Consider the following 21,157-nt stretch of genomic DNA (forward strand, 5'->3'; position numbering starts at 1 on the left):
AGGTGAAAAGGAGATTATAATTGACTTCTCTATGCTACAAATTGGAAGTAGGAACTAAATATGAGTTCTTCACATATTGGTGAATTGGTCTTGAGTGAACAGCAGATTCAAGACGGTGTTGAAGTTGTTGCTAATAAACTAAACAGCCAGTTTAGTGACGCTGTCGTTATTACTGTTGTTCCTGGAGGTATTTTGTTTACAGCTGACTTGGTTCGTAAACTGGAATTTAATATTAAAATGGACTATATCTCATGTCCTCATACACCGGGAGATAGCAATAACCAGTCTAAGATAGTGTTTCATGAAAATATCTCGATTCATGGTAAAGACGTTATCATGATTGATGATGCCATTGAGTCAGGTGGTACAATGAAAAGGTTGGTAACTCATATTCAAGATAATTACCAATTGAACTCTCTGTCAATTGCCACGTTGTTCGTTAAACCAAGCCGTGTAGACATAACTGTACCACAGTTTTACGCATATGAAATGGCAAATGATGACTTACTTGTTGGGTATGGTTTGCCGTGGGAAGATAGGCTAAGGAATGTTCCTTATGTATCGAAACTGTTAAAATAGCAAGCCAGTAGTATAACAATGAGTTTAATAAATGCTCCACAACGTGTGCCGGGGTGCTGCGCACCTTAATGCGGTGTTAAAATTTGGAGAAATTGCCGTAAGGCACTATAGATTATAAGGTCGTGAAAGCTAATAAAATACATATAAATGTATGTTTGTAATCTACTTATAAATAGTTGGTAGGCTTTATGTTATTTTTTTAATCTGATTACACTGTTACTTCGTTTATAAATAACTATAATTAATGCATGAGCAGTTGTTAGCCTACTTTTATAAACGGAGTTTAAATGTCAGAGTATTTTGCCAAAATCAATTGGGTTAGAGATAGTAGCGAAAGTTATATTGATAACAAATATAGTCGAGGGCATGAGTGGATTTTTGATGGCGGTGTAACCGTTCAAGCTTCTTCTTCACCTCATGTAGTTCCTTTACCTTATTCCGTTGAAGCAAATGTAGACCCAGAAGAAGCATTTGTCGCGTCTCTTTCTAGTTGTCATATGTTGTTCTTTTTATCAATATCAGCAAAAAGAAGATATGTTGTAGATTCATATATAGACGATGCTGTTGGTATTATGGAGAAAGATGGCGATGGTAAAACTTCAATGACTAAAGTTACGCTTAGACCACATGTTCAGTTTTCTGGTGATAAAAAACCAACGATGGAGCAACTTGAAAAAATGCACCATCAATCACATGAGCAATGCTTCATTGCTAACTCAGTGAAAACTGAAATTGTTACCGAAATCGTAGCCTAACAAGCTGTTAAATAAGGACAAAAAACAATTGGTTTTTGCTTGCACCTATTATACCCTAGCGTTATATATCAATTAATGAATAGGAGGATTTACGAATGAGTAAGAGTTTTATTTATGTTCTCATCGTCATAAAACTAGGGTTGATAGTGTGGGGAATCCTCGGGTCCATTGAATATTTTGTACCTGCAGTAGCGTTTGGCTTGCAAGACTCAAACTTTCCTCCAGGAGTGCAGTTCCTGCATTGGTTGTTAATTTTATCAACCGGGGTAATATTTGTCTTTGGCTATTTAACTCGTTGGCAATACACTCCTTTCGTTTCAATCGTTATGTATGCAACATTAGCTACGCTTTGTTTTGTTGAGACGGTCGATTTCAATGCATTTGGCGGTGGTGACAGACGTTTCTTAATCATGGGAGTAGAGTATGTTCTTTACATCATTCTTGGAGTATACTTGCTCCGCTCTGGACAAGTCAGGCTTCGATTTAAGAGTGATGAATAGATACATAACAAGGCAAAGTGGAGAGCCCCTGCTCGCGACGTTATTAAAACTTAATACATCCAAAGATATACATTCTTATAATACGCCCTTTGACATAGTCCAAAATATATTCCATAAAGAACTTACAATAAAATACACATAAATGTATGTGTACAATCTACTTATTAATGGTGATAAGTTTTATGTTGTTTTTTATTGCTAGATTAGTAATATAGCTTAGAATTAATGTATTAGCTGTTATTCAATGCAATTGAAAATATAAGAATGAAGATAGAGTTAGAGAAAGCTGAATCAGGAAAAGAGAAATACACGGTTTTTTTAGATAGTGAAGCTATTGGATATACATATATTTGGAACTGGCAAAAAGAAAAGAGTTACAAAATTTATGTTGATTCCGACAAACTGGAAAAAGTCTTTAAGTATAAAGTAAGCGAATTTGATGAAACTATAGAGTCATTAGAGCTACCGCTCACATTCGAAGATAATCATGATTTTGATTGGATCGACGGCATTAGAACATTAACTATAAGGTTTACAGATTATTTCGATGAGACTGCACCGTTCGCCTATATAGAAGTACAAGCAGATACAGATAATTGGGAAAAGCCATTTAGCCTCATGAGAATGGTGGATAGTTTGGAAAACTTATGCAGAAAAACTGAATCAGTAGCATTTCATTTAGAGGATCCAGAAATTATTAATAATGGATTTGGAGTTAAGCAATATTTCATTGATAGAAACAAGAATATTTGCGATGTTTATGAGGGATTACTAGAAATATTTACCAGATTAATATCTGGTACTATTAATTCCTTATTAGTTGAAGCTAGGCAAAATTCAATAACTAGTGTGTTCGATTTTCCTAAAGATATTCAGGTTCCTTGTGAACAGTATTTAGTCTATTTTTCAAAATTTCTTGAGGATTTGGGATTAAATGCGAAAACAACAATAGAAACTGAGGCTCAATCCACTTTATTTACTGTAACTCCTGAAGACCCTTCACAGGCCCTCTCACAAATAAGAGATGCATTAAATATTTACTTGTCTTTGCCTGAAATGCCTGATGTTGAATTAGTATCAAAGAACTACAGTGACATTGGTGTTCAGCAATTAATGTCAAATGTTTACCACTTAAAGTCACAACTGATTTTAGCGCATTCAATTATTCAGACCAAAGATTCTACCATCGAGAACTTAAGTGTTATTGATTATAAGCATAGAGTTTTGCTTGAGTCCGCGGATAAAGAAAAATCAAACCAAGAAAAAGCACTAAATGGTCTAATAACAATTAGTGAATATAAGGGTAATGGCTTTAAGATTAACCTGCCTGAATTATTTAGGCGAATAAAAAGGAAATTCGAATAGTTATAAAACAAAGTGTCTAAGTTCGTTCGTTATCGCTCACTGGGACACTTGCTTAGCATAATGTTAAGCTCTAATGCATCCAAAAATATATTCCATAAATAAACTTACAATAAACTATTAAATTTTTGAATATTCTTTAAAAGATAAATAACTAGCTACTAAACAAAGTAACCTACTTACTTATCTTATGAAAATAAGGTTGATAATAAATATACAAACAACTACAACTCTAAACTCTTACTAACAATTTCAAAGACATTTTTACTAGGATTTGAAGCTTTGATTTTCTTAAGAGCTTGTTTCATCATAGCTTGTCTATCTGCATCATAGCGTTTCCAGCTCATTAGGCTACGAGCCATTCTAGCAGCAACTTGGTGGTTAATTTTATCAAGCTCTAGCACAGTATCCGCCATGAAAGCATATCCTAAGCCATCTTTACGATGATATTGCGAGAAGTTAGCTCCAAAACCACCTATTAGTGAGTAAACTTTATTAGGGTTTTTAGCGTTGTATGCTGGGTGACTAGCCAAGTTTTTAACGATATCTAGCGCTGAATCATCAGATATTTGAGCTTGAGATACTAGCCATTTATTTACAACTAAATCTTCATGTTTCCAACGACTATAAAACTCATTGATAGCATTCTCACGAACTTGCTTATCATTAGATTTTAATAATGCTGAAAATGCCGTTTGCTGGTCTGTCATATTATCAGCATCATCAAATAATTGTTGTGCTAATTCTGTACCTTGATTTTGGTTGCTAGCATTCATTAGATAACTCAAACATACTCCTTTTAGCTTTCTTTTAGCAATCTGTTCGGCTGATAGGCTGTATGGTTGGTTGTCATTACATTGTTGATATACTGCTAACCAGTCATCTTTTAGTTTATCTGCGAGCTGATTCATAACTTTTTTGCGTGATAGCACAATATCATCAACGACAATAGTTGGCATTGCTTCTGCAATTGTAGACTCACTTGGGATAGAAAGAGCATCACTAATTAGAGCTTTGTCTAATTCTTTATCGTGCAGGATTGATTTAAAAGCATTCAAAAACTCATCACTTACATCAGCATTATTCAAAATCATATTGGTAGCTAACTGCTGTAAAGAATCCCAGCGATTAAAAGCGTTATTATCATATTCAACTATATGCAACAGCCCCTCTTCAGAACGCTTATGCTCAACTTTCACAGGTGCTGAGAAATCTCTAAATAAAGAAACTATAGGTTTTTCTGCAATATTCTCAAATGTATAAGTTTGCTTTTGCTCTTTCAGCTCAATTACTTGCTCAGCGATATTTTCACCTTTAGGCGTTATAAGCCCAATGTTAACAGGTATATGCAGAGCTTGTTTTTCTTTCTTATCAGCAGTTGATGGCGTCGTTTGCTCTAAAGTTAAACTATAAGTCTGGCTTTGTGCATCATAGTTTTCAGTAACTTTAATATTTGGAGTACCTGATTGAGAGTACCACCTTTTAAACAAACTGAAATCACAATTATTAGCATCTGCCATAGCATTTACAAAATCATCACAAGTAACAGCTTGTCCATCATGTCTTTCAAAGTATAGTTTCATACCTTTTTGGAAACCTTCTTCCCTTAGTAGAGTATGAATCATTCTAATAATTTCAGCACCTTTATGGTAAACCGTTACAGTGTAGAAGTTATTCATCTCGATATATGATTCTGGGCGAATAGGGTGAGACATCGGACTAGCATCTTCAGCAAACTGAGCACTTCTAATTATACGAACATCATCAATTCGTTTAACATCTCTTGAGTTTAAATCAGCAGTAAACTCTTGGTCTCTAAATACTGTCAAACCTTCTTTCAAGCTCAATTGGAACCAATCTCTACAAGTAACTCTATCACCTGTCCAGTTATGAAAATATTCATGCCCCACAACACTTTGTACTAGCTCAAAATCTTTATCAGTAGCAGTTTTATCACTAGCCATGATGTATTTAGTATTAAAGATGTTCAGACCTTTATTCTCCATAGCCCCTGCATTGAAGTCTGGTACTGCTACTATCATAAAAGTATCTAAATCATACTCTAGCCCAAATCTATCCTCATCCCACTTCATAGAGTCTTTAACAGCTTGCATCGCATAATGGCACTTATCTATGTCTTGCTTAAACGCATATATCTCAAGACTAACTTTTCGTTGTGACTTTGTAGTATAAGTATCTTTGATACTTGCTAAATCTCCTGCTACAAGTGCAAATAGATAGCATGGTTTTTTGAAAGGGTCTTTCCATACTGCAAAGTGTTGAGTGTCTGAAATATCTCCGGATTCAATTTTATCGCCATTCGAAAGGATTACAGGATATTTTTTCTTATCAGCGATTATTTTGACAGTATATGATGCCATAACATCAGGTCTATCTAAGTAGTATGTAATATTTCTAAACCCTGTTGCTTCACACTGAGTACAAAAAACATCCCCTGATTTGTATAAACCTTCAAGAGAAGTATTTGCAGTAGGATTAATTTCTACAACCGTTTCTAGTACAAAGTCATTAGGAGCGTTCTCTATAGTTAGTTGATTGTCGTGAATTTTATATTCTGCTGTAGGCAACTCTTTATTGTCTATCTTGATTGATATTAGTTTCAGAGCATTACCATCTAAAACTAAAGTGTTGCTTTCTCTATTTGCAGGATTTGCAGTGATGTTTATCTTAGATGTCACAATGGTTTTAGTTTCATCAAGGTCAAATGTTAGGTATGTATCTTCTATAAGATAGTTGCTTGGTTTATAGTCTTTTAGGTATTTGATTTCTGGTTGATTCATAACAGTATAAAATTAGATATTTTATTTTAGAATAGCAGTCGCTATAAATTGTTGCAATTATATGTAGCAGGTTATTTGTTCTCAGTTAAAGACTTAATATATTTAGATAAAGGAAAGTGATCTTTTAAAAATTATATAGCTATAGTAAAGCCATAGGTGTTTTAATAATTTGCCAAATCTTCTATAAGAATTTATACTTTGTAACTATATAATTACAAACAGTAGAAGTTATGAAAGAAATTTTAGATCCGATTAATGATTTGTTGAAAAATTCAAAAGAAAGTATAGTAAATAAAGGGCTTAAAAAGCTTGATGTTGTATCGCGTGAAGAATTTGAAATTCAAAAAAAGATTTTGCTAAAAACACGCACAAAGCTTGAGCAAGTTGAAGCAAAATTAGATTTATTGATTGCGGAGAAAAAGTAAGGTGTCTTTGGCAGTACTCTCTAGCCGAGCTCAACTTGGGATAGAAGCCCCTTTAGTCTCTATAGAGGTTCATCTTTCAAATGGATTGCCAAGCCTTTCTATAGTTGGTTTACCGGAGGCAGCTGTAAAGGAAAGTAAAGATCGTGTTAGAAGTGCTATTATAAATTCAGGTTTTAACTTTCCAAATAAACGCATCACAATAAATCTAGCTCCAGCAGACCTACCTAAAAGTAGTGGTAGATTTGATTTACCAATAGCTCTAGGAATACTTTATGCTTCAGGTCAGATTAATCTAGCTAAAGATACAGAAGAATATGAGTTTGCAGGTGAACTTTCACTAAGTGGAGAGTTAAGAAAAATAGCTAGCTCAATCCCAATGGCAATAAAGTCTGTAAGCTCTAAGAAAAAACTTATAGTGCCAACATCTAATGAAAAAGAGATAGCATTGGTTGAAGATGTAGAGGCTTATGGTTTTAGTAATCTAAAAGAGGTTGCTGATTATCTATCAGGTGAAGCGACAAAAGAGCAGATACAACCAAGTAAAAAAGTTGATTTTGAGAGTTTGTATCAAGACTTAGAAGATGTAAAAGGACAGTATCAAGCAAAACGAGCTTTAGAAATAGCAGCATCTGGTGGGCATAATATATTGCTGGTTGGACCACCTGGAACGGGTAAAACAATGCTTGCAAGCCGCTTAAATTCTATATTGCCATCACTAGATAAGAAAGAAGCACTTTCATCAGCAATGGTAGCCTCTATTAAAGGTGAAACGGATATTGCAGAGAGTTTCTATAAGCGACCATTTAGACACCCTCATCATACTTCATCAGGAGTGTCATTAGTTGGTGGTGGTAGTAACCCAATGCCAGGGGAAATCTCTCTTGCTCACAATGGCGTACTTTTTTTAGACGAATTGCCAGAGTTTGATAGAAAAGTACTAGAGGTTTTGCGTGAACCACTTGAGACTGGTAGGATAAATATTTCTAGGGCTAAGTGTCAGGTTGAATACCCTGCAAATTTTCAGTTAATTGCTGCAATGAATCCTTGCCCATGTGGTTATTTAGGTTCGCAATATAAAGACTGTAGTGATTCTTTACAAGCTATTCGTAGGTATCAGGCTAAGCTTTCGGGACCATTGCTAGATAGAATAGACTTACATGTGGAGGTACTTGAGCTGCCAAAAGATGACCTCACAAACCAAGAGTTAAAAGGTGAAAAAAGTGCTACAGTGCGTGAAAGAGTTGAAAAAGCTAGAGCTATTCAGATAAAGCGACAAGGCAAAATTAACTCACAGTTGAGTAGTAAAGAGTTGGATAAAGTCTGCGAGCTAGATAGTGAAAGTAAAAATATGCTCAATATGGCAATCGAAAAAATGGGGCTTTCAGCGCGCGGATATTATAAAATACTCAAAGTAGCTAGAACAATAGCAGATTTAAATGATGTGAATGTAGTAGATAAGCGCGCAATCCAAGAGGCTATAAGCTATAGAAAGATGGATAAGTTTATCAAGTAAGCAATTAATTAGTTTCGCTACTTACTTCGTAAGTTATAGCGACATACTTTTTTCATGGCAGAAAAAGTATGCAAAACTGCCTAGCACTACGCTATCGTAGTTTAAAGCAAATGGAAAATAAAAAACTCACTTTGTTAAACAGTTTTATTTTCGGATCATTTGTTTTTGTAACTACTAACCGCTAATGTGCGAAGAAATTTAACATAGGTATGAAATTATTATGAGAGAATTATTTTTAGAAGCATTTAATGAAAAGAAACTAGAAAAACCACCAATATGGATAATGCGTCAAGCAGGTAGATATTTACCTGAGTATAGAGCTACTAGGTCAAGATTCCCTGATTTTATGGATATGTGCCGTAATGCGGATGCTTGTTGTGAAGTTGCATTACAGCCACTAGCACGATATGACCTTGATGCTGCGATTGTATTTTCAGATATACTAACAATTCCTGAAGCAATGGGATTGGATTTAAAATTCATCAAAGGAGTTGGACCGGTATTTTCTGATCCAATCGAAACAGATGCGGATTTTGAGAAACTACTATCTGTAGAAGATAGCGCTAGCAAGCTTGATTATGTCTACAATGCTGTGAGAACTACTAAGTCTGCTATAGATGTACCGCTAATAGGCTTTACAGGTAGTCCATGGACTTTAGCTGCATATATGGTTGAAGGAGCTGGCTCTAAGCAGTTTAACAAGCTTAGAAAAATGATGTATGCAAATCCAACTCTTATGCACAAGTTACTACAAAAGCTAGCAGATATTACGGTTGTATACTTACTAGAGCAAGTTAAAGCAGGTGCTGATACACTAATGATATTTGATACTTGGGGTGGAATACTACCACAAGATAAATATTTACAGTTCTCATTACAGTATATGAACTATATTGCAAAAGGTGTAAAAGAGGTGTTACCTAGTATGCCTGTGATGTTTTTCACTAAAGGTGGGGCAAACTTCTATGGCGAATATGCAGATGCAAGTTGCGATGGTGTAGGTGTTGACTGGAGTGTAACACTAGAGCAAGCTCGTGAACGACTAGGCAACGGTAAAGTCATACAAGGCAATTTTGACCCTGCATTCTTATATGGTAGTCATGACAGCATTAGAGCGAAAGTAAAAGAAAATATGCAGTTTATCCAAGCGGATAAGCTAAATAATTATATAGTAAATCTAGGGCATGGAATTTATCCGGACATTAGCCCAGATAATGTAAAAGCTATGATTGATGCGATTAGAGAATTTAGCTAATAACTTCAGTTATAGTTGCTGTTAGTGATAAATAAGCTTGCAATCAATGAAAATGTTGTTATTATATACTTCATAAACGCGGGGTGGAGCAGCTTGGTAGCTCGTCGGGCTCATAACCCGAAGGTCGTAGGTTCAAATCCTGCCCCCGCTACCAGGAATTTTTTAAAAGGCCCTTTATGGGCCTTTTTGCTATCTAAAACATAGCAAAAGTTAAATGCAAACTCTAAGGGGTGAAAATGGTACTAGACAAATTATATGAGTTAGTAGAACCCATCACAGCTGATTTAGGCTATATATTATGGGGCATAGAGATAGTTGGTAGTGGTAAGATGACTATCCGTATTTTTATTGATCATGAAAATGGTGTGGCTGTAAATGACTGTCAAACTGTGAGTAGAGAGGTTAGTGCAATATTTGATGTAGAAGACCCAGTTGCTAGCAAATATACTCTTGAAGTGTCTTCACCAGGCATGAATCGCCAGATCTTTAACATTATCCAAGCAGAAGCTTTATTAGGGTTTAATGTTAAAGCAGTTACAATAGCTCCAGTTGAGTCACAAACAAAATTTAAAGGTAGGCTTACTCGTGTTGAAGGTAACAATGTTGTGTTGGTATTAGAAGACAGCCAAAAAGAAGTAAGTTTTGATTTTGATGAGCTTAAAAAGCTAAGAGTGTCACCAGAGTTTAGTTAAGAGGTATAGATAAATGAGTAAAGAATTATTAACAGTACTAGAAACTGTAGCGAATGAAAAAGATATTTCTAAAGATCTTTTATTTGAGGCAATGGAAGAGGCTCTTGCGATTGTAACTAAGAAAGAGTTAGATGAGCAAATGAACATTGAAGTTAAAATTGACCGTGTAACAGGTGATTATTTAGCTGATAGAGTTTGGCATATAGTTTCAGAAGATGAAGATTTGATAGATTACTCTAGAGAGCTATATGAAGATGTTGCTCGTGAAAAAGGCTATGATGTAAAAGCCGGTGATGTAATTAGAGAGCCAGTTGAAACTAAAGTTTTTGGTCGTATAGCTGCTACTATGGCTAAGCAAATTTTGATGAAAAAAATCAAAAATTTTGAAAGAGAGAGAGCGGCAAAAGTTTATTTAGAAAAAATCGGTGATATCGCTTACGGCGAAGTTAAAAGAGCTACTTATGAGCTTTTAATTATTGATCTTGGAAATAATTTTGAAGGTATCTTAGCTAAAAAAGATCTTATTGCTCGTGAAAGATTCCGTGTTGGAGATAAAATTAGAGCAGTAGTTCAAGATGTTGAAAGAGATGAAGATGGTACGCCAAATACTATTATTTTGAGTAGATCTAGCGATACGATGTTAAAAGCGTTGTTTAAACTAGAAGTTCCAGAGGTTGAAGAAGAAACTATTGAAGTTGTAAATGTTGTGCGTGAGCCAGGATTTAGATCTAAGGTTACAGTAAAAAGTAACGATCAAAGAATTGATCCTTGTGGTGCCTGTGTAGGCGTTAGAGGTTCAAGAATACATTCTGTAATGAATGAGCTTAATGGTGAAAAGGTTGATGTTATTCTTTGGGATGCAGAAACTGTTCAATACGCTATAAACTCACTTTCACCCGTAGGTGCTGAAGATATCTTAGAAGTAAATGTAGATGAAGAGTCTAGTTCTATGGATATCGTTGTTAGACAAGAAAGTTTATCTAAAGCAATCGGTAAAAATGGTGTGAATGTAAGGCTAGCAAGTGCGCTAATTGGTTGGAAGATAAATGTATTATCTGATTCTGAGCAAGAAGAAAAGCAGGTTGGTATAGTTGAAACATTTGTTGAAGTCTTAGATATTGACCATGACTTTGCATTGGTTCTTATAGAAGAAGGTATTGAAACACTTGAAGATCTTGCTTATCTTGATAAGGATGAGCTTTTAGAGATTGAAGGTTTTGATGAGGATGTTGTAGATGAGTTACAAGAAAGAGCAAAAGCTGCATTAGTTTCAAAAGCTTTAGGTGGTAAAGAGCCGGCTGAAGATCTTTTAAACATGCAAGGGATGAGTGAAGAGTTGGCTAAGCAATTAGCACAATCAAATGTAGCTACTATGGAAGATTTGGCTGAGTTATCTGTTGATGAACTACTTGATATAGTGCCTATGGATGAAGAGCAAGCTACAGATTTAATTATGCAAGCAAGAGCTCCTTGGTTTGAATAAAAGTTAAAAGACAGGAGAATAACACATGGCAAATATTACGGTAGGGCAATTAGCTCAGCAAACAAATAAAGATGAAGAAACTCTATTAAAGCAACTTAAATCTTTTGGTATAGACAAGTCAAGTAAAGATGACACTCTAACTGCAGATGAGATGAAGACTTTATTAGCAAAAATAAATAGTGCAAAAGCAGCACCGGCTAGAAAAAAAATGACATCTACTGTTAGAACTGGTGGCGATCACAAAATAAATGTATCTGTAAAAAGAAAAAGACGTGTAGCCAAGAAAGTTGAGGATACTCCTAAAGAAGAAGCTAAGGATTTAGTTTCAGAAGCTAAAGAAGTTGTTAGCAATTTAAAGGAAAAAGTAGCTCCAGTTTTAGAGAAAGTTGTTGATACTATAGAGACAAATGTAGTTGAACCGGCTAAAGATACTGCTAAAGACATTGCAGCTGAAATTAAAGAAAAGACTGTTGCGGCAAAGCCTAAAGATAGTGGTTTTAAGATAACTTCTATGCCAACAGTTAAAAAGGTTGAGCAAGAAGAGAGCAACACTAGAGAGCCAGCTAAGAAAAAAGCAGTTAAAAAAGTGTTTTCAAACGCTAACACGACAAATACTAAGTATAAAAAAGAAGAAGAAGATAAGCGTGGCAAAGCTAAAAAGGCTGCGGGTAAAGGATTTAAGAAAGCCAACCCAAGACAGCTGTCTCAGCTTGCTGGTGGTGATTCATTTGATGAATTTGGCTCTAAAAAAGGTAAGTTAAGAACCCCTAAAGTTAAAAGACAAGAGTTTACAAAGCCTGTTGAAGATACCGTTAGAACTGTAGAGATTTATGAAGGTATCACGGTAAGTGATTTGGCTTCAAGAATGGCGGTAAAAGGTGCTGAAATTGTTAAAGTACTTTTTAATATGGGTGTAATGGCAACAATCAATCAATCTTTAGATGAAGATACTGCTGTATTAATTATTGAAGAGATGGGACATAAGTATACTCTACATAATGCAAATGCTCTTGAAGAAGCTGTAACTACAGTAGACAGAAGTGCATTTAAGAAAATATCTCGAGCTCCTGTTGTAACTATTATGGGTCATGTAGATCATGGTAAAACATCATTGCTTGATTATATTCGTAAAGCTCGCGTAGTAGCGGGTGAAGCTGGTGGTATTACTCAGCATATTGGTGCTTATTCAGTTGAAACTGAGAAAGGTTCGATTACATTCTTAGATACTCCAGGCCATGAAGCATTTACTTCAATGCGTGCAAGGGGTGCAAAATCTACAGATATCGTAATTCTAGTAGTAGCAGCGGATGATGGGGTAATGCCTCAAACAGAAGAAGCTATTAACCATGCAAAAGCTGCAGGTGTTCCGATAGTTGTTGCTGTAAACAAGATAGATAAACCAGAAGCTGATCCTGAAAAAGTAATCAGCGAATTGGCTCAAAGAAATGTGATTCCAGAGTCTTGGGGTGGCGATGTAATGTTTGCAAATGTATCTGCTAAGAGTGGAGAGGGTATCCCAGCTCTATTAGATGCTGTGCTTTTACAATCAGAAGTACTTGAGTTAGAAGCATTTGCTGATGGTTCTGGTGAAGGTGTCGTTGTTGAGTCGCGCCTTGAAAAGGGTCGTGGACCAGTTGCAACTGTATTAGTTCAAAACGGTAGCCTAAAGCAAGGTGATAACATTCTATGTGGTACTGAGTATGGTAGAGTTAGAGCTATGCATGATGATCTTGGTAAACAAATTAAATCAGCAGGCCCTGCTACTCCGGTTGAAATACTTGGTCTATCAGGTGTACCAGCTGCTGGTGATGAAATGGTTGTGATTGAAAATGAGAAAAAAGCTAAAGAGCTTGCATCTCAAAGATCACAGAAACAAAAAGAAGCTAAAATTGCTCAAGAGCAATCACTTAAACTATCTAATATGTTTAATAGTATGGGTAAAGAGGGTGAGCAACAAACACTTAAGATTATCCTTAAAGGTGATGTGCAGGGCTCTGTTGAAGCAATTAGAGAATCTTTACTTAAACTTTCTACGGAAGAAGTTAAAGTTGATATTATCACTAGTGGTATTGGTGGTATTACATCATCTGATATTACTTTAGCTGTAGCATCTATGGCTGTTGTTGTAGGCTTTAATGTGCGTGCTGATGGCGCTGCTAAAAAATTAGCGGAAACTGACGGTGTTGAACTTCGTTACTATAATATCATTTATGATTTAATCGATGATGTTAAAATGGCAATGACTGGTCTTCTTTCACCTGAAATGAAAGAGCAGATTGTTGGTATAGCTCAAGTGCGTGAGGTTTATAGATCTACTAAGTTTGGTTCTATCGCTGGCTGTATGGTGATTGAAGGTACTGTTAAGAGAACTAACCCTATCCGTGTACTTAGAGATAGCGTAGTTATTTATGAGGGTACTTTAGAGTCTCTTAAACGATTCAAAGATGATGCAAATGAAGTCAAAAAAGGTATGGAATGTGGTATAGGTGTAAGAAACTATAACGATGTTCGTGCTGGTGACCAAATAGAAGTCTTTGAAGTTATTGAAGTAGCGAAGGAGCTATAAGATATGGCAGCACAAGGTAGAGTTCATCGAGTAGAAAGTGAACTAAAAAAAGTTTTAGCTGTAGTTTTACGTACTAGAATAAATGACACAAAACTTGCTATGTGTACTATTACAGAAGTTGAAGTTTCTAAAGACTTATCTTATGCAAAGATTTATTATTCTTGTTTGATTGCTGAGGATGTTGAGTATTCTAAGAAAGCTTTTCAAAAATCTAAAGGCCTTTTTAGAAATGCTATCGCTAGCTCTCTTAAGCTTAGAATTGTACCTGAGTTGAAGTTTATCTATGATGATTCGCTTGAGTATGGTGCTAAGATGGAGTCAAAAATACAAGATGCTTTAGATGCAGATGCTAAGTTCATAAAACAAGACGAAGAGTCTTTAGAAGAAAACTACAAAGGTAGTGATAAAGATAGTAAAGTCGAAAAATTAAGATAGAGGTTTCTCTATGAATAAAATCCAAATTATTCGTGGCTTCAATGATATTCTTCCAGATGAGAGTCCTAAGTGGCAGTTTCTGGAATCTAAGATTAACAAAGTTCTAAATAGTTATAATTACCAAGAAGTTAGGCTTCCTATACTTGAGAAAAGTGAGCTTTTTCATCGAAGTGTTGGTGAAACTTCAGATATAGTTTCTAAAGAAACTTATGATTTCGCAGATAGAAACGGTGATAGTCTTACTATGCGACCAGAAGGTACCGCTGGATGTGTAAGAATGGTTATTGAAAAAAGCTTGGCTAATCGTGGGCAAACACAGAAGCTATATTACTCAGGACCAATGTTTCGTTATGAACGACCTCAGAAGGGTCGCTATAGACAGTTCTATCAGCTTGGTGTTGAGGCTTATGGTTTTGATGGTTTGGCTATAGATTTAGAGATTTTAGCTATTGCATGGAACTTGTTCTGTGAGCTCGGTCTTTCTCAAGATATAAAGCTTGAGTTGAACTGTTTAGGTTCAATAGCTAGCCGTAAAGAGTACACACAAGCACTTTTAAAGTATTTAGAACCCTTTCATAATGAGCTTGATGAAGATTCATTGAAGCGACTAGATAAAAACCCACTAAGAATATTGGATAGTAAGGTTTCTACTACTCAAGATATTCTTAGACAAGCACCTAAGTTAACTGATTATGTAGACACCCAAGAATTACAAAGGTTTGAGAAAACCTGTGAGTTTGTATCAGCATTAGGTGTAGACTATAGTATAAATAAAAACCTTGTAAGAGGCTTGGATTATTATAGTGGTTTAGTGTTTGAATGGACTACAGACAAGCTTGGTGCTCAAAGCGCTATATGTGCGGGTGGTAGATACGATACTTTAGTAGAAAATCTTGGTGGACAAAAAACTCCTGCTATAGGTTTTGGTATCGGTATGGAGAGATTACTTTTGCTTTTAGAAGAGCTTGGTAAGTTAAGTGTTCAAAAAGATAAGTTAGATGTCTTTTTTGTAGTAGATGAAGCCACAATTCATCAGAGTATGGTTTTAATAAATAGCATTCGTAGTGAGCTAAAAGATTTAAATATTGAAATGGATTTAAAATCTGGAAGTATGAAATCACAATTTAAAAAAGCTGATAAATCAGGTGCAAGAATAGCTGTTGTTATAGGCTCTCAAGAAATTGAGAATAAAATGGCAAACATTAAATATTTACAAGAAGATAAGCCTCAGCAATCTGTGGCTTTTGATGAGTTGTTAAACTTCTTAGAAAGAAATATATGAAATTACATAATATAAAAGGATATGCTTGGATTGTTGTTGGTCTAAGCTCGTTTTTACTAATAGATAAGTACATAATGAATGTATCACCAAGTCTTATAGCAAATGACTTGATGAGTAGCTTTTCAATCAACGCTACAGAAATGAGTGCAATGGTTTCATTATTCTTATGGGCTGTTGTAATTTGTCAATTTTTTGTGGCTGGACCTATTATTGATAAGTTAGGATTTAGAAAGGTTAGTTTTTTCTCACTAATACTATCTGCGATAGGTCTTTTATTGTTTGTTTTAGCAGCAGATATTAATAGTTTTGCATTAGGTTGTGTCTCAAGGCTTATGATCGGTATAGGAGCATCTTTTGCAACTGTTGGCTATATTAAAGCCGCAGCGGTATGGTTTGACCCAAGAAAGTTTGCTTTTGTATGTAGTTTCTTGATGACAGCTGCTATGACTGGAGCTTTGTTAGGTCAAGTACCTTTGGTTTATCTGATAGAATTGACAGGATCATGGCATACAGCATTAGTGAGCTATGCATGCTTTAGTATATTGATAGCACTGTTATACTTTGCACTAGTCAGAGACTATAATCCAGATGCTGACTTCTCTAATAATCTAAAAGAGAAAACAAGTACCCTTGAAGGCATTAAAAAGGTTCTATTTAATAAAAATAATTGGCTTTTGACTCTATATACAGGCTTAACATTCACAACAATAGATGTATTTGGTGGTATTTGGGGCAATAATTACTTTAGAGAGCTATATAGCGTAACACCAAAAGAAGCTTCTTATATTGTATCTATGATGTTTCTAGGATTAGCGATAGGGTCTCCTGTTATAGGAAAACTTTCTGAGAAGTTTGATAATAGAGTGGGGATAATGGTCGTATTTCATATTATTGCGACAATTTCATTAGCGATAGTCTTACAAGTTAAACTTACTCCAGCTATTTCGGGAGTGTTGTTGTTTATCTTTGGTTTTTGTTTGGGTGTATATATGCTTGCTTTTGCAATAGGCAATCGTATAAACCCTATTATTGTTGCAGCTACTGTTGCAGCACTTATAAATACAGGAGAGCCATTATTAGGGGCTATATTTGATCCGTTGATTGGTTACTTTTTAGACATGACATGGACAGGTCAATACATAGATATCCATAATAATATTGTACAAACTGCTGTTGAAGGGTCGCATCGATATTTTCACGTATCTGCTTACCATAATGCCTTTTTAATACTGGTTTTAAGTATGGTAGTGGCTTTTTTCTTGTTAGTATTAATCAAAGATAAGGAAGTTAAATAAATATGCCACAACAGTCTACTCTTAAGCAAGTCTACTACGATAAAGTCAAAGAGTTAGGCTTAAAACCAGATTCCCTTCAGTTAGAAGCAATTGAAAGGCTTCAAAATATAAATAATCAATTGGTTGAAAAAAAACCTCTAAAATTTAATCTTTTTGGTAAAAAACTTTACCCTGAGATTCAAGGGCTGTACATGTGGGGTGGTGTCGGTCGTGGTAAAACTTTTATCATGGATATGTTTTATGAACAAGTTCCTGTTACGAATAAAACAAGACAACACTTCTCACATTTCATGAAAGATATTCACACAAGGTTACGAAGTTTTCAAGGTAAGAAAAATCCAGTTTCAAGAGTAGCTAATCAGATTGCTAAAGAAACTAGAATTATCTGTTTTGATGAGTTCTTTGTTGAAGATATTGCTGATGCTATGATCTTAGGGAATGTTTTTAAAGAGTTGTTTGCATTAGGTGTGGTTTTAGTAGCAACTTCAAATATTGAGCCACAAAAGCTATATTCAAGAGGACTGCAGCGAGAGCTTTTTTTACCAGCGATAGAAGTTTTAAAGCAGAACGTTAGTGTGTTAAATTTAGACTCGGGTGTTGATTATAGGTTTTTAGTAGATAGTGAGCACCTAAACTATACATTCCCATATAATGAGCATAATCGTAAAAATTTCTTTGATAGATTTTTTGTGCATAATAAGGATTTTGATAAAGATAAGAGTATAAATGTCCTTGATAGAGAAATACCAACTTTATTACTAAGTCACACAGATGTTTGTTTTGAGTTTTCTATTATTTGTGGGGATGGTAGAAGTGCTTATGATTATATCGAAATCTGTAAAAGGTTTGAGCAAATATTTTTATATAATCTCGTTGGTTTTGATGAGTATAATGAAGATATGGCAAGAAGATTTATTGCTTTTATTGATGAGTGTTATGATCAAAATAAAAAAGTGATAATTTTAGCAAACCAAGATTTTAAAAATATTTACAATGGTGAAAAATTAAAGTTTGAATTTCAACGTACTATTAGTAGGCTTAATGATATGCAAAACTCTAACTTTGGAAGTATAAATGGCTAGAGTACAACACCTAGAAGTTTCAGATGACATAAACGGTCAACGAATTGACAATTTTTTGCTAGGCAAGTTTTCTAAGCTTCCTAAGGCTTTGATATATCGTTGGATTCGCAAAGGTGATTTGCGTGTAAATAAAAAGCGCGTTAAACAGACAACGAGGGTCAGTGCTGGAGATATAGTGCGAGTACCGCCATTTATGCTTGAGGATGAGCAAGCAGAGGTGAAAGTATCTCAATCACATCTTGATTTTCTTGAGAGTAAAATACTCTATGAAAATGATGATTATATTATAGTTAATAAACCATCAGGGTTAGCAGTTCATGGTGGATCTGGAGTTAACTCTGGTTTAGTAGAAAGATTAAGACAACTTCGCCCAAAAGCAAGAAGATTAGACCTTGTTCATCGTTTAGATAAAGAGACATCAGGTTGTGTGATATTAGCTAAAAAGCATAGTTCTTTGGTGTATTTTTTTGATATTTTTAAAGAACGAAAGGTTGATAAGATTTACTATGCTGTTGTTCATGGCAAGTGGGACAAAAGCCTTAAAACTATAAATCTACCACTTAAACGCACTGAGACTAAAGATGGTCAAAGAGTAGTAAAAGTTGACAAACAAGAGGGTAAGAATGCTGTTACACATATACTTGATGTAAAGCATATCAAAGATGAATTTAGTCTGCTAAAAATAAAATTAGAAACAGGTAGAACCCATCAGATAAGAGTACACTGTAAAGAAATGGGACATCCTATAGTTGCAGACAAAAAATATGGAAATACTATTAAGGATAATCTTTTAGATCGAAAAGGTGTTAACAAGCTTTTGCTTCATGCGGGTAGTCTAGAGTTTTTTGATGAAAAACAAGATAAAATGATTAGTGTTGAAGCTAGCTTAGATGAAAGGTTTAAAACTATAATAGCTAAGTGATTTTATGCTACCTAATTACAAAATAAATTGAACGAGTTAGTCAAACCCTTTAAACTGTTTAAATTGAAATTAAAGCAGAAGAGGTTTTGGAAGATGAAAGATAAGGTTTTATTAGTAACAGGGGCAAGTAGAGGAATTGGTGCTGCAACAGCAATCAGAGCAGCATCTGAAGGTTATAGTGTTTGTGTTAACTATTTAAACGATAGTGATGCTGCTCACAATGTTAGAGATGAAATTTTAGCATTAGGCGTCAAATGCATCGCAGTTCAAGCTGATGTATCTGATGAGAAGCAGGTAGAGATTTTATTTCGTAAAATTGATTCTGAAATAGGCACAATAACACATCTAGTCAATAATGTTGGTATCTTGAAGACTAAAATGCCATTATTGGAAATGGATAATGATCGTATCCAAAAAGTTATCAACACTAATATAATGAGCTTATTTTATTGTTCAAAAGAAGCTATTTCAAGGATGTCTAAATCTAAAGGAGGTGTCGGAGGAGCTATAGTAAATGTTTCTTCAGGGGCTTCAAAGAGTGGCTCGCCTTTTGAGTATGTTGATTATGCTACTTCAAAAGGTGCTATGGATACATTTACCACAGGGTTAGCTAAAGAGGTTGCCATTGAAGATATTCGTGTAAATTGTGTTAGACCTGGAGGAATATATACAGATATTCATGCAGATGGTGGGGAGCCTGATAGAGTTGGTCGAATTGCCAAACATTTCCCAATGAAGCGTGGAGGAAAGCCAGAAGAGGTTGCTGAAGCAATTATATGGCTATTGAGTGATAAGGCTTCTTTTGTTACAGGAAGTTTTACTGATCTTTGTGGAGGTTTATAAGCTCATTTTTAATATGGATTTTTTTTTAACTTAAGTTTGCCATGCCTTTAATCTGCTTTCTAAATAGATATATTGCTAAAGAGACAATCATTCCTACAGCAAAGCTAAAAATAAATAGCCCTTCCCAATTATAGTGAGACTGTATATATCCCGCTAGTGGTCCAACTAGTACACGCCCAAGTGAATCAATAGAGCTTAATATTGCAAATTGTGTTGCTGAGAATTTTAGATTTACCAAGCTCATAATCATAGCCACTAATATCGCTGTACCCATTGCGCCAAAAAAGTATTCAACTGCTACAGATGAAACCATTAGATAATAATTTTTACCGACTATAGCTAGTGCGACATAAGTTAAGTTTGCGCAAGCCATTAGTATACTAAAGTATAAGAAACTACGATAAACCCCAATTTTTTTAGCGACCAAACCACCAAAAATAAGTCCAGAAATAGTTGCTGCTAGTGAGAAAGCTTTATATGAAACAGCTATGGTAGTTTTATCAAAGCCAATATCTACAAAAAAGATGGTATTTAATGAAAAGGCAATAGCATCAGCTAGTTTATAGACAATGATTATAATCAGTATTATGACTGCAGCAGAGACATTTTTACGTGTAAAAAAATCAAAAAAAGGTATTGTGAAGGCTTCTCTAAAAGATTTGGGTGCAACGCTTTGTGGGTTTTCTTTAAGCAATAAAGTGTATAGTGGACAAATTATAAAAAATGGTAATATCATTAACCATGTGAGATTCCAATTGTTATGAAGTTTATCAGCAATAATTAGTACAATTGAGCCAGTAACAATCATACCGATACGATAACCCATCACAGCAACAGCGTTACCTAAAGCTCGTTCATGTTCAGTTAAAACTTCTGTTTGATAAGCATTGATAGCAATATCTTGAGTAGCTGAAACAAAGCAAATTAAAAAACCAATAAATGCGATAATCAAAGGAGAGCTTGCGGGAGAGAAAAGACTCATAGAAGCTATAAGTGAAATCAACAGTATTTGAGTTAAAAAGATCCAGCCTTTGCGCCTACCAAGACCAAGGATACTTATTTTATCTAAGAAAGGAGCCCATAGATATTTTACTGTATAAGGAAGTGCTATAAGTGTAAGGAAAGCAATTTTTTGAGTGTCTATGCCACTATCTTTATACCATAATAGCAAAGATGATGCTGTTAGCATTAGAGGGAGTCCAGAAGCATACCCTAAAATAAGCATGCTAAACATTTTTGAGTCGCGAAAAGGGGCTAGAAACTTCTGTAATAATGTTGGCTTGGTATGTTGCATGTTTAATTGCTATAAACCTTAATAGTCTAAGGCTAATTTAAAAAAAGGATAATGTAAAGAGCCTTCTAGGTAA

Annotated in this window: 18 protein-coding genes and 1 tRNA gene; 17 read left to right on the forward strand and 2 right to left on the reverse strand. The window is 34.9% G+C overall.

What is annotated here, in order from left to right:
- Positions 1 to 60 precede the first annotated feature (60 nt).
- The 4 genes from FLM55_RS06395 (at position 61) to FLM55_RS06410 (ending at position 3,199) form a co-directional block, all read left to right on the forward strand.
- Positions 61 to 579, forward strand: a complete 519-nt coding sequence (locus FLM55_RS06395; protein ID WP_178948530.1) for a phosphoribosyltransferase — start codon at positions 61 to 63, stop codon at positions 577 to 579.
- Positions 580 to 866: 287 nt separating this feature from the next.
- Positions 867 to 1,334: an OsmC family protein gene (locus FLM55_RS06400; RefSeq protein ID WP_178948531.1), complete on the forward strand. Its 468-nt coding sequence runs from the start codon at positions 867 to 869 to the stop codon at positions 1,332 to 1,334.
- Between the two features lie 95 nt (positions 1,335 to 1,429).
- Positions 1,430 to 1,834: a hypothetical protein gene (locus tag FLM55_RS06405; protein WP_178948532.1), complete on the forward strand. Its 405-nt coding sequence runs from the start codon at positions 1,430 to 1,432 to the stop codon at positions 1,832 to 1,834.
- Positions 1,835 to 2,098: 264 nt separating this feature from the next.
- The gene (locus FLM55_RS06410; protein ID WP_178948533.1) at positions 2,099 to 3,199 is read left to right on the forward strand and encodes a hypothetical protein; all 1,101 of its coding nucleotides are present in this window, start codon (positions 2,099 to 2,101) and stop codon (positions 3,197 to 3,199) included.
- Positions 3,200 to 3,420: 221 nt separating this feature from the next.
- On the opposite strand, the gene pepN is transcribed toward FLM55_RS06410, so the two are convergent.
- Complete coding sequence (gene pepN / locus FLM55_RS06415) at positions 3,421 to 5,997, reverse strand: aminopeptidase N (RefSeq protein WP_178948534.1); 2,577 nt, start codon at positions 5,995 to 5,997, stop codon at positions 3,421 to 3,423.
- Between the two features lie 230 nt (positions 5,998 to 6,227).
- On the opposite strand from pepN, the gene FLM55_RS06420 reads away from it, so the two are divergent.
- From FLM55_RS06420 to FLM55_RS06480, 13 genes are all read left to right on the forward strand, one after another.
- Positions 6,228 to 6,422, forward strand: coding sequence for an accessory factor UbiK family protein (locus FLM55_RS06420; protein WP_178948535.1), 195 nt, complete (start codon positions 6,228 to 6,230; stop codon positions 6,420 to 6,422).
- A gap of 1 nt (position 6,423) precedes the next feature.
- Complete coding sequence (locus FLM55_RS06425) at positions 6,424 to 7,935, forward strand: YifB family Mg chelatase-like AAA ATPase (RefSeq protein ID WP_178948536.1); 1,512 nt, start codon at positions 6,424 to 6,426, stop codon at positions 7,933 to 7,935.
- 220 nt (positions 7,936 to 8,155) lie between these two features.
- Entirely contained in the window at positions 8,156 to 9,190 is a 1,035-nt protein-coding gene (gene hemE, locus FLM55_RS06430) for a uroporphyrinogen decarboxylase (protein ID WP_178948537.1), read from the forward strand.
- Positions 9,191 to 9,267: 77 nt separating this feature from the next.
- Positions 9,268 to 9,344: transfer RNA gene (locus FLM55_RS06435), tRNA-Met, on the forward strand.
- An 82-nt stretch (positions 9,345 to 9,426) separates the two neighbouring features.
- Positions 9,427 to 9,882, forward strand: coding sequence for a ribosome maturation factor RimP (rimP, locus tag FLM55_RS06440; RefSeq protein WP_162699233.1), 456 nt, complete (start codon positions 9,427 to 9,429; stop codon positions 9,880 to 9,882).
- Positions 9,883 to 9,895: 13 nt separating this feature from the next.
- Positions 9,896 to 11,365, forward strand: a complete 1,470-nt coding sequence (gene nusA / locus FLM55_RS06445; RefSeq protein WP_112870729.1) for a transcription termination factor NusA — start codon at positions 9,896 to 9,898, stop codon at positions 11,363 to 11,365.
- A 25-nt stretch (positions 11,366 to 11,390) separates the two neighbouring features.
- Positions 11,391 to 13,931: a translation initiation factor IF-2 gene (gene infB / locus FLM55_RS06450; RefSeq protein WP_178948538.1), complete on the forward strand. Its 2,541-nt coding sequence runs from the start codon at positions 11,391 to 11,393 to the stop codon at positions 13,929 to 13,931.
- A gap of 3 nt (positions 13,932 to 13,934) precedes the next feature.
- Positions 13,935 to 14,366, forward strand: coding sequence for a 30S ribosome-binding factor RbfA (rbfA, locus tag FLM55_RS06455; protein ID WP_112870727.1), 432 nt, complete (start codon positions 13,935 to 13,937; stop codon positions 14,364 to 14,366).
- A gap of 10 nt (positions 14,367 to 14,376) precedes the next feature.
- Positions 14,377 to 15,648, forward strand: a complete 1,272-nt coding sequence (hisS, locus tag FLM55_RS06460; protein WP_178948539.1) for a histidine--tRNA ligase — start codon at positions 14,377 to 14,379, stop codon at positions 15,646 to 15,648.
- Positions 15,645 to 16,943, forward strand: coding sequence for an MFS transporter (locus FLM55_RS06465; protein WP_178948540.1), 1,299 nt, complete (start codon positions 15,645 to 15,647; stop codon positions 16,941 to 16,943). Before hisS ends, FLM55_RS06465 begins: the two co-directional genes overlap by 4 nt.
- A gap of 2 nt (positions 16,944 to 16,945) precedes the next feature.
- Entirely contained in the window at positions 16,946 to 18,025 is a 1,080-nt protein-coding gene (gene zapE / locus FLM55_RS06470) for a cell division protein ZapE (protein WP_178948541.1), read from the forward strand.
- Entirely contained in the window at positions 18,018 to 18,947 is a 930-nt protein-coding gene (locus FLM55_RS06475) for an RluA family pseudouridine synthase (protein ID WP_178948542.1), read from the forward strand. Before zapE ends, FLM55_RS06475 begins: the two co-directional genes overlap by 8 nt.
- Positions 18,948 to 19,040: 93 nt before the next feature.
- Positions 19,041 to 19,790 (forward strand): SDR family oxidoreductase, encoded by a 750-nt coding sequence (locus FLM55_RS06480; RefSeq protein WP_178948543.1) that lies wholly within the window; start codon positions 19,041 to 19,043, stop codon positions 19,788 to 19,790.
- 25 nt (positions 19,791 to 19,815) lie between these two features.
- Here the strand turns inward: FLM55_RS06480 and FLM55_RS06485 are convergent, their stop codons facing one another.
- Entirely contained in the window at positions 19,816 to 21,084 is a 1,269-nt protein-coding gene (locus tag FLM55_RS06485) for an MFS transporter (protein WP_256868858.1), read from the reverse strand.
- Positions 21,085 to 21,157: the final 73 nt, after the last annotated feature.

It is taken from the genome of Francisella sp. Scap27, assembly GCF_013394105.1.
Taxonomy (GTDB): Bacteria; Pseudomonadota; Gammaproteobacteria; order Francisellales; family Francisellaceae; genus Francisella; species Francisella adeliensis.

What these genes read in the sequence shown, in the direction of transcription:
- FLM55_RS06395 (WP_178948530.1), top strand. Translation starts at nt 61, where the DNA reads ATGAGTTCTTCACATATTGGTGAATTGGTCTTGAGTGAACAGCAGATT.
- FLM55_RS06400 (WP_178948531.1), top strand. Translation starts at nt 867, where the DNA reads ATGTCAGAGTATTTTGCCAAAATCAATTGGGTTAGAGATAGTAGCGAA.
- FLM55_RS06405 (WP_178948532.1), top strand. Translation starts at nt 1,430, where the DNA reads ATGAGTAAGAGTTTTATTTATGTTCTCATCGTCATAAAACTAGGGTTG.
- FLM55_RS06410 (WP_178948533.1), top strand. Translation starts at nt 2,099, where the DNA reads ATGAAGATAGAGTTAGAGAAAGCTGAATCAGGAAAAGAGAAATACACG.
- pepN (WP_178948534.1), bottom strand. Translation starts at nt 5,997, where the DNA reads ATGAATCAACCAGAAATCAAATACCTAAAAGACTATAAACCAAGCAAC.
- FLM55_RS06420 (WP_178948535.1), top strand. Translation starts at nt 6,228, where the DNA reads ATGAAAGAAATTTTAGATCCGATTAATGATTTGTTGAAAAATTCAAAA.
- hemE (WP_178948537.1), top strand. Translation starts at nt 8,156, where the DNA reads ATGAGAGAATTATTTTTAGAAGCATTTAATGAAAAGAAACTAGAAAAA.
- rimP (WP_162699233.1), top strand. Translation starts at nt 9,427, where the DNA reads ATGGTACTAGACAAATTATATGAGTTAGTAGAACCCATCACAGCTGAT.
- nusA (WP_112870729.1), top strand. Translation starts at nt 9,896, where the DNA reads ATGAGTAAAGAATTATTAACAGTACTAGAAACTGTAGCGAATGAAAAA.
- infB (WP_178948538.1), top strand. Translation starts at nt 11,391, where the DNA reads ATGGCAAATATTACGGTAGGGCAATTAGCTCAGCAAACAAATAAAGAT.
- rbfA (WP_112870727.1), top strand. Translation starts at nt 13,935, where the DNA reads ATGGCAGCACAAGGTAGAGTTCATCGAGTAGAAAGTGAACTAAAAAAA.
- hisS (WP_178948539.1), top strand. Translation starts at nt 14,377, where the DNA reads ATGAATAAAATCCAAATTATTCGTGGCTTCAATGATATTCTTCCAGAT.
- FLM55_RS06465 (WP_178948540.1), top strand. Translation starts at nt 15,645, where the DNA reads ATGAAATTACATAATATAAAAGGATATGCTTGGATTGTTGTTGGTCTA.
- zapE (WP_178948541.1), top strand. Translation starts at nt 16,946, where the DNA reads ATGCCACAACAGTCTACTCTTAAGCAAGTCTACTACGATAAAGTCAAA.
- FLM55_RS06475 (WP_178948542.1), top strand. Translation starts at nt 18,018, where the DNA reads ATGGCTAGAGTACAACACCTAGAAGTTTCAGATGACATAAACGGTCAA.
- FLM55_RS06480 (WP_178948543.1), top strand. Translation starts at nt 19,041, where the DNA reads ATGAAAGATAAGGTTTTATTAGTAACAGGGGCAAGTAGAGGAATTGGT.
- FLM55_RS06485 (WP_256868858.1), bottom strand. Translation starts at nt 21,084, where the DNA reads ATGCAACATACCAAGCCAACATTATTACAGAAGTTTCTAGCCCCTTTT.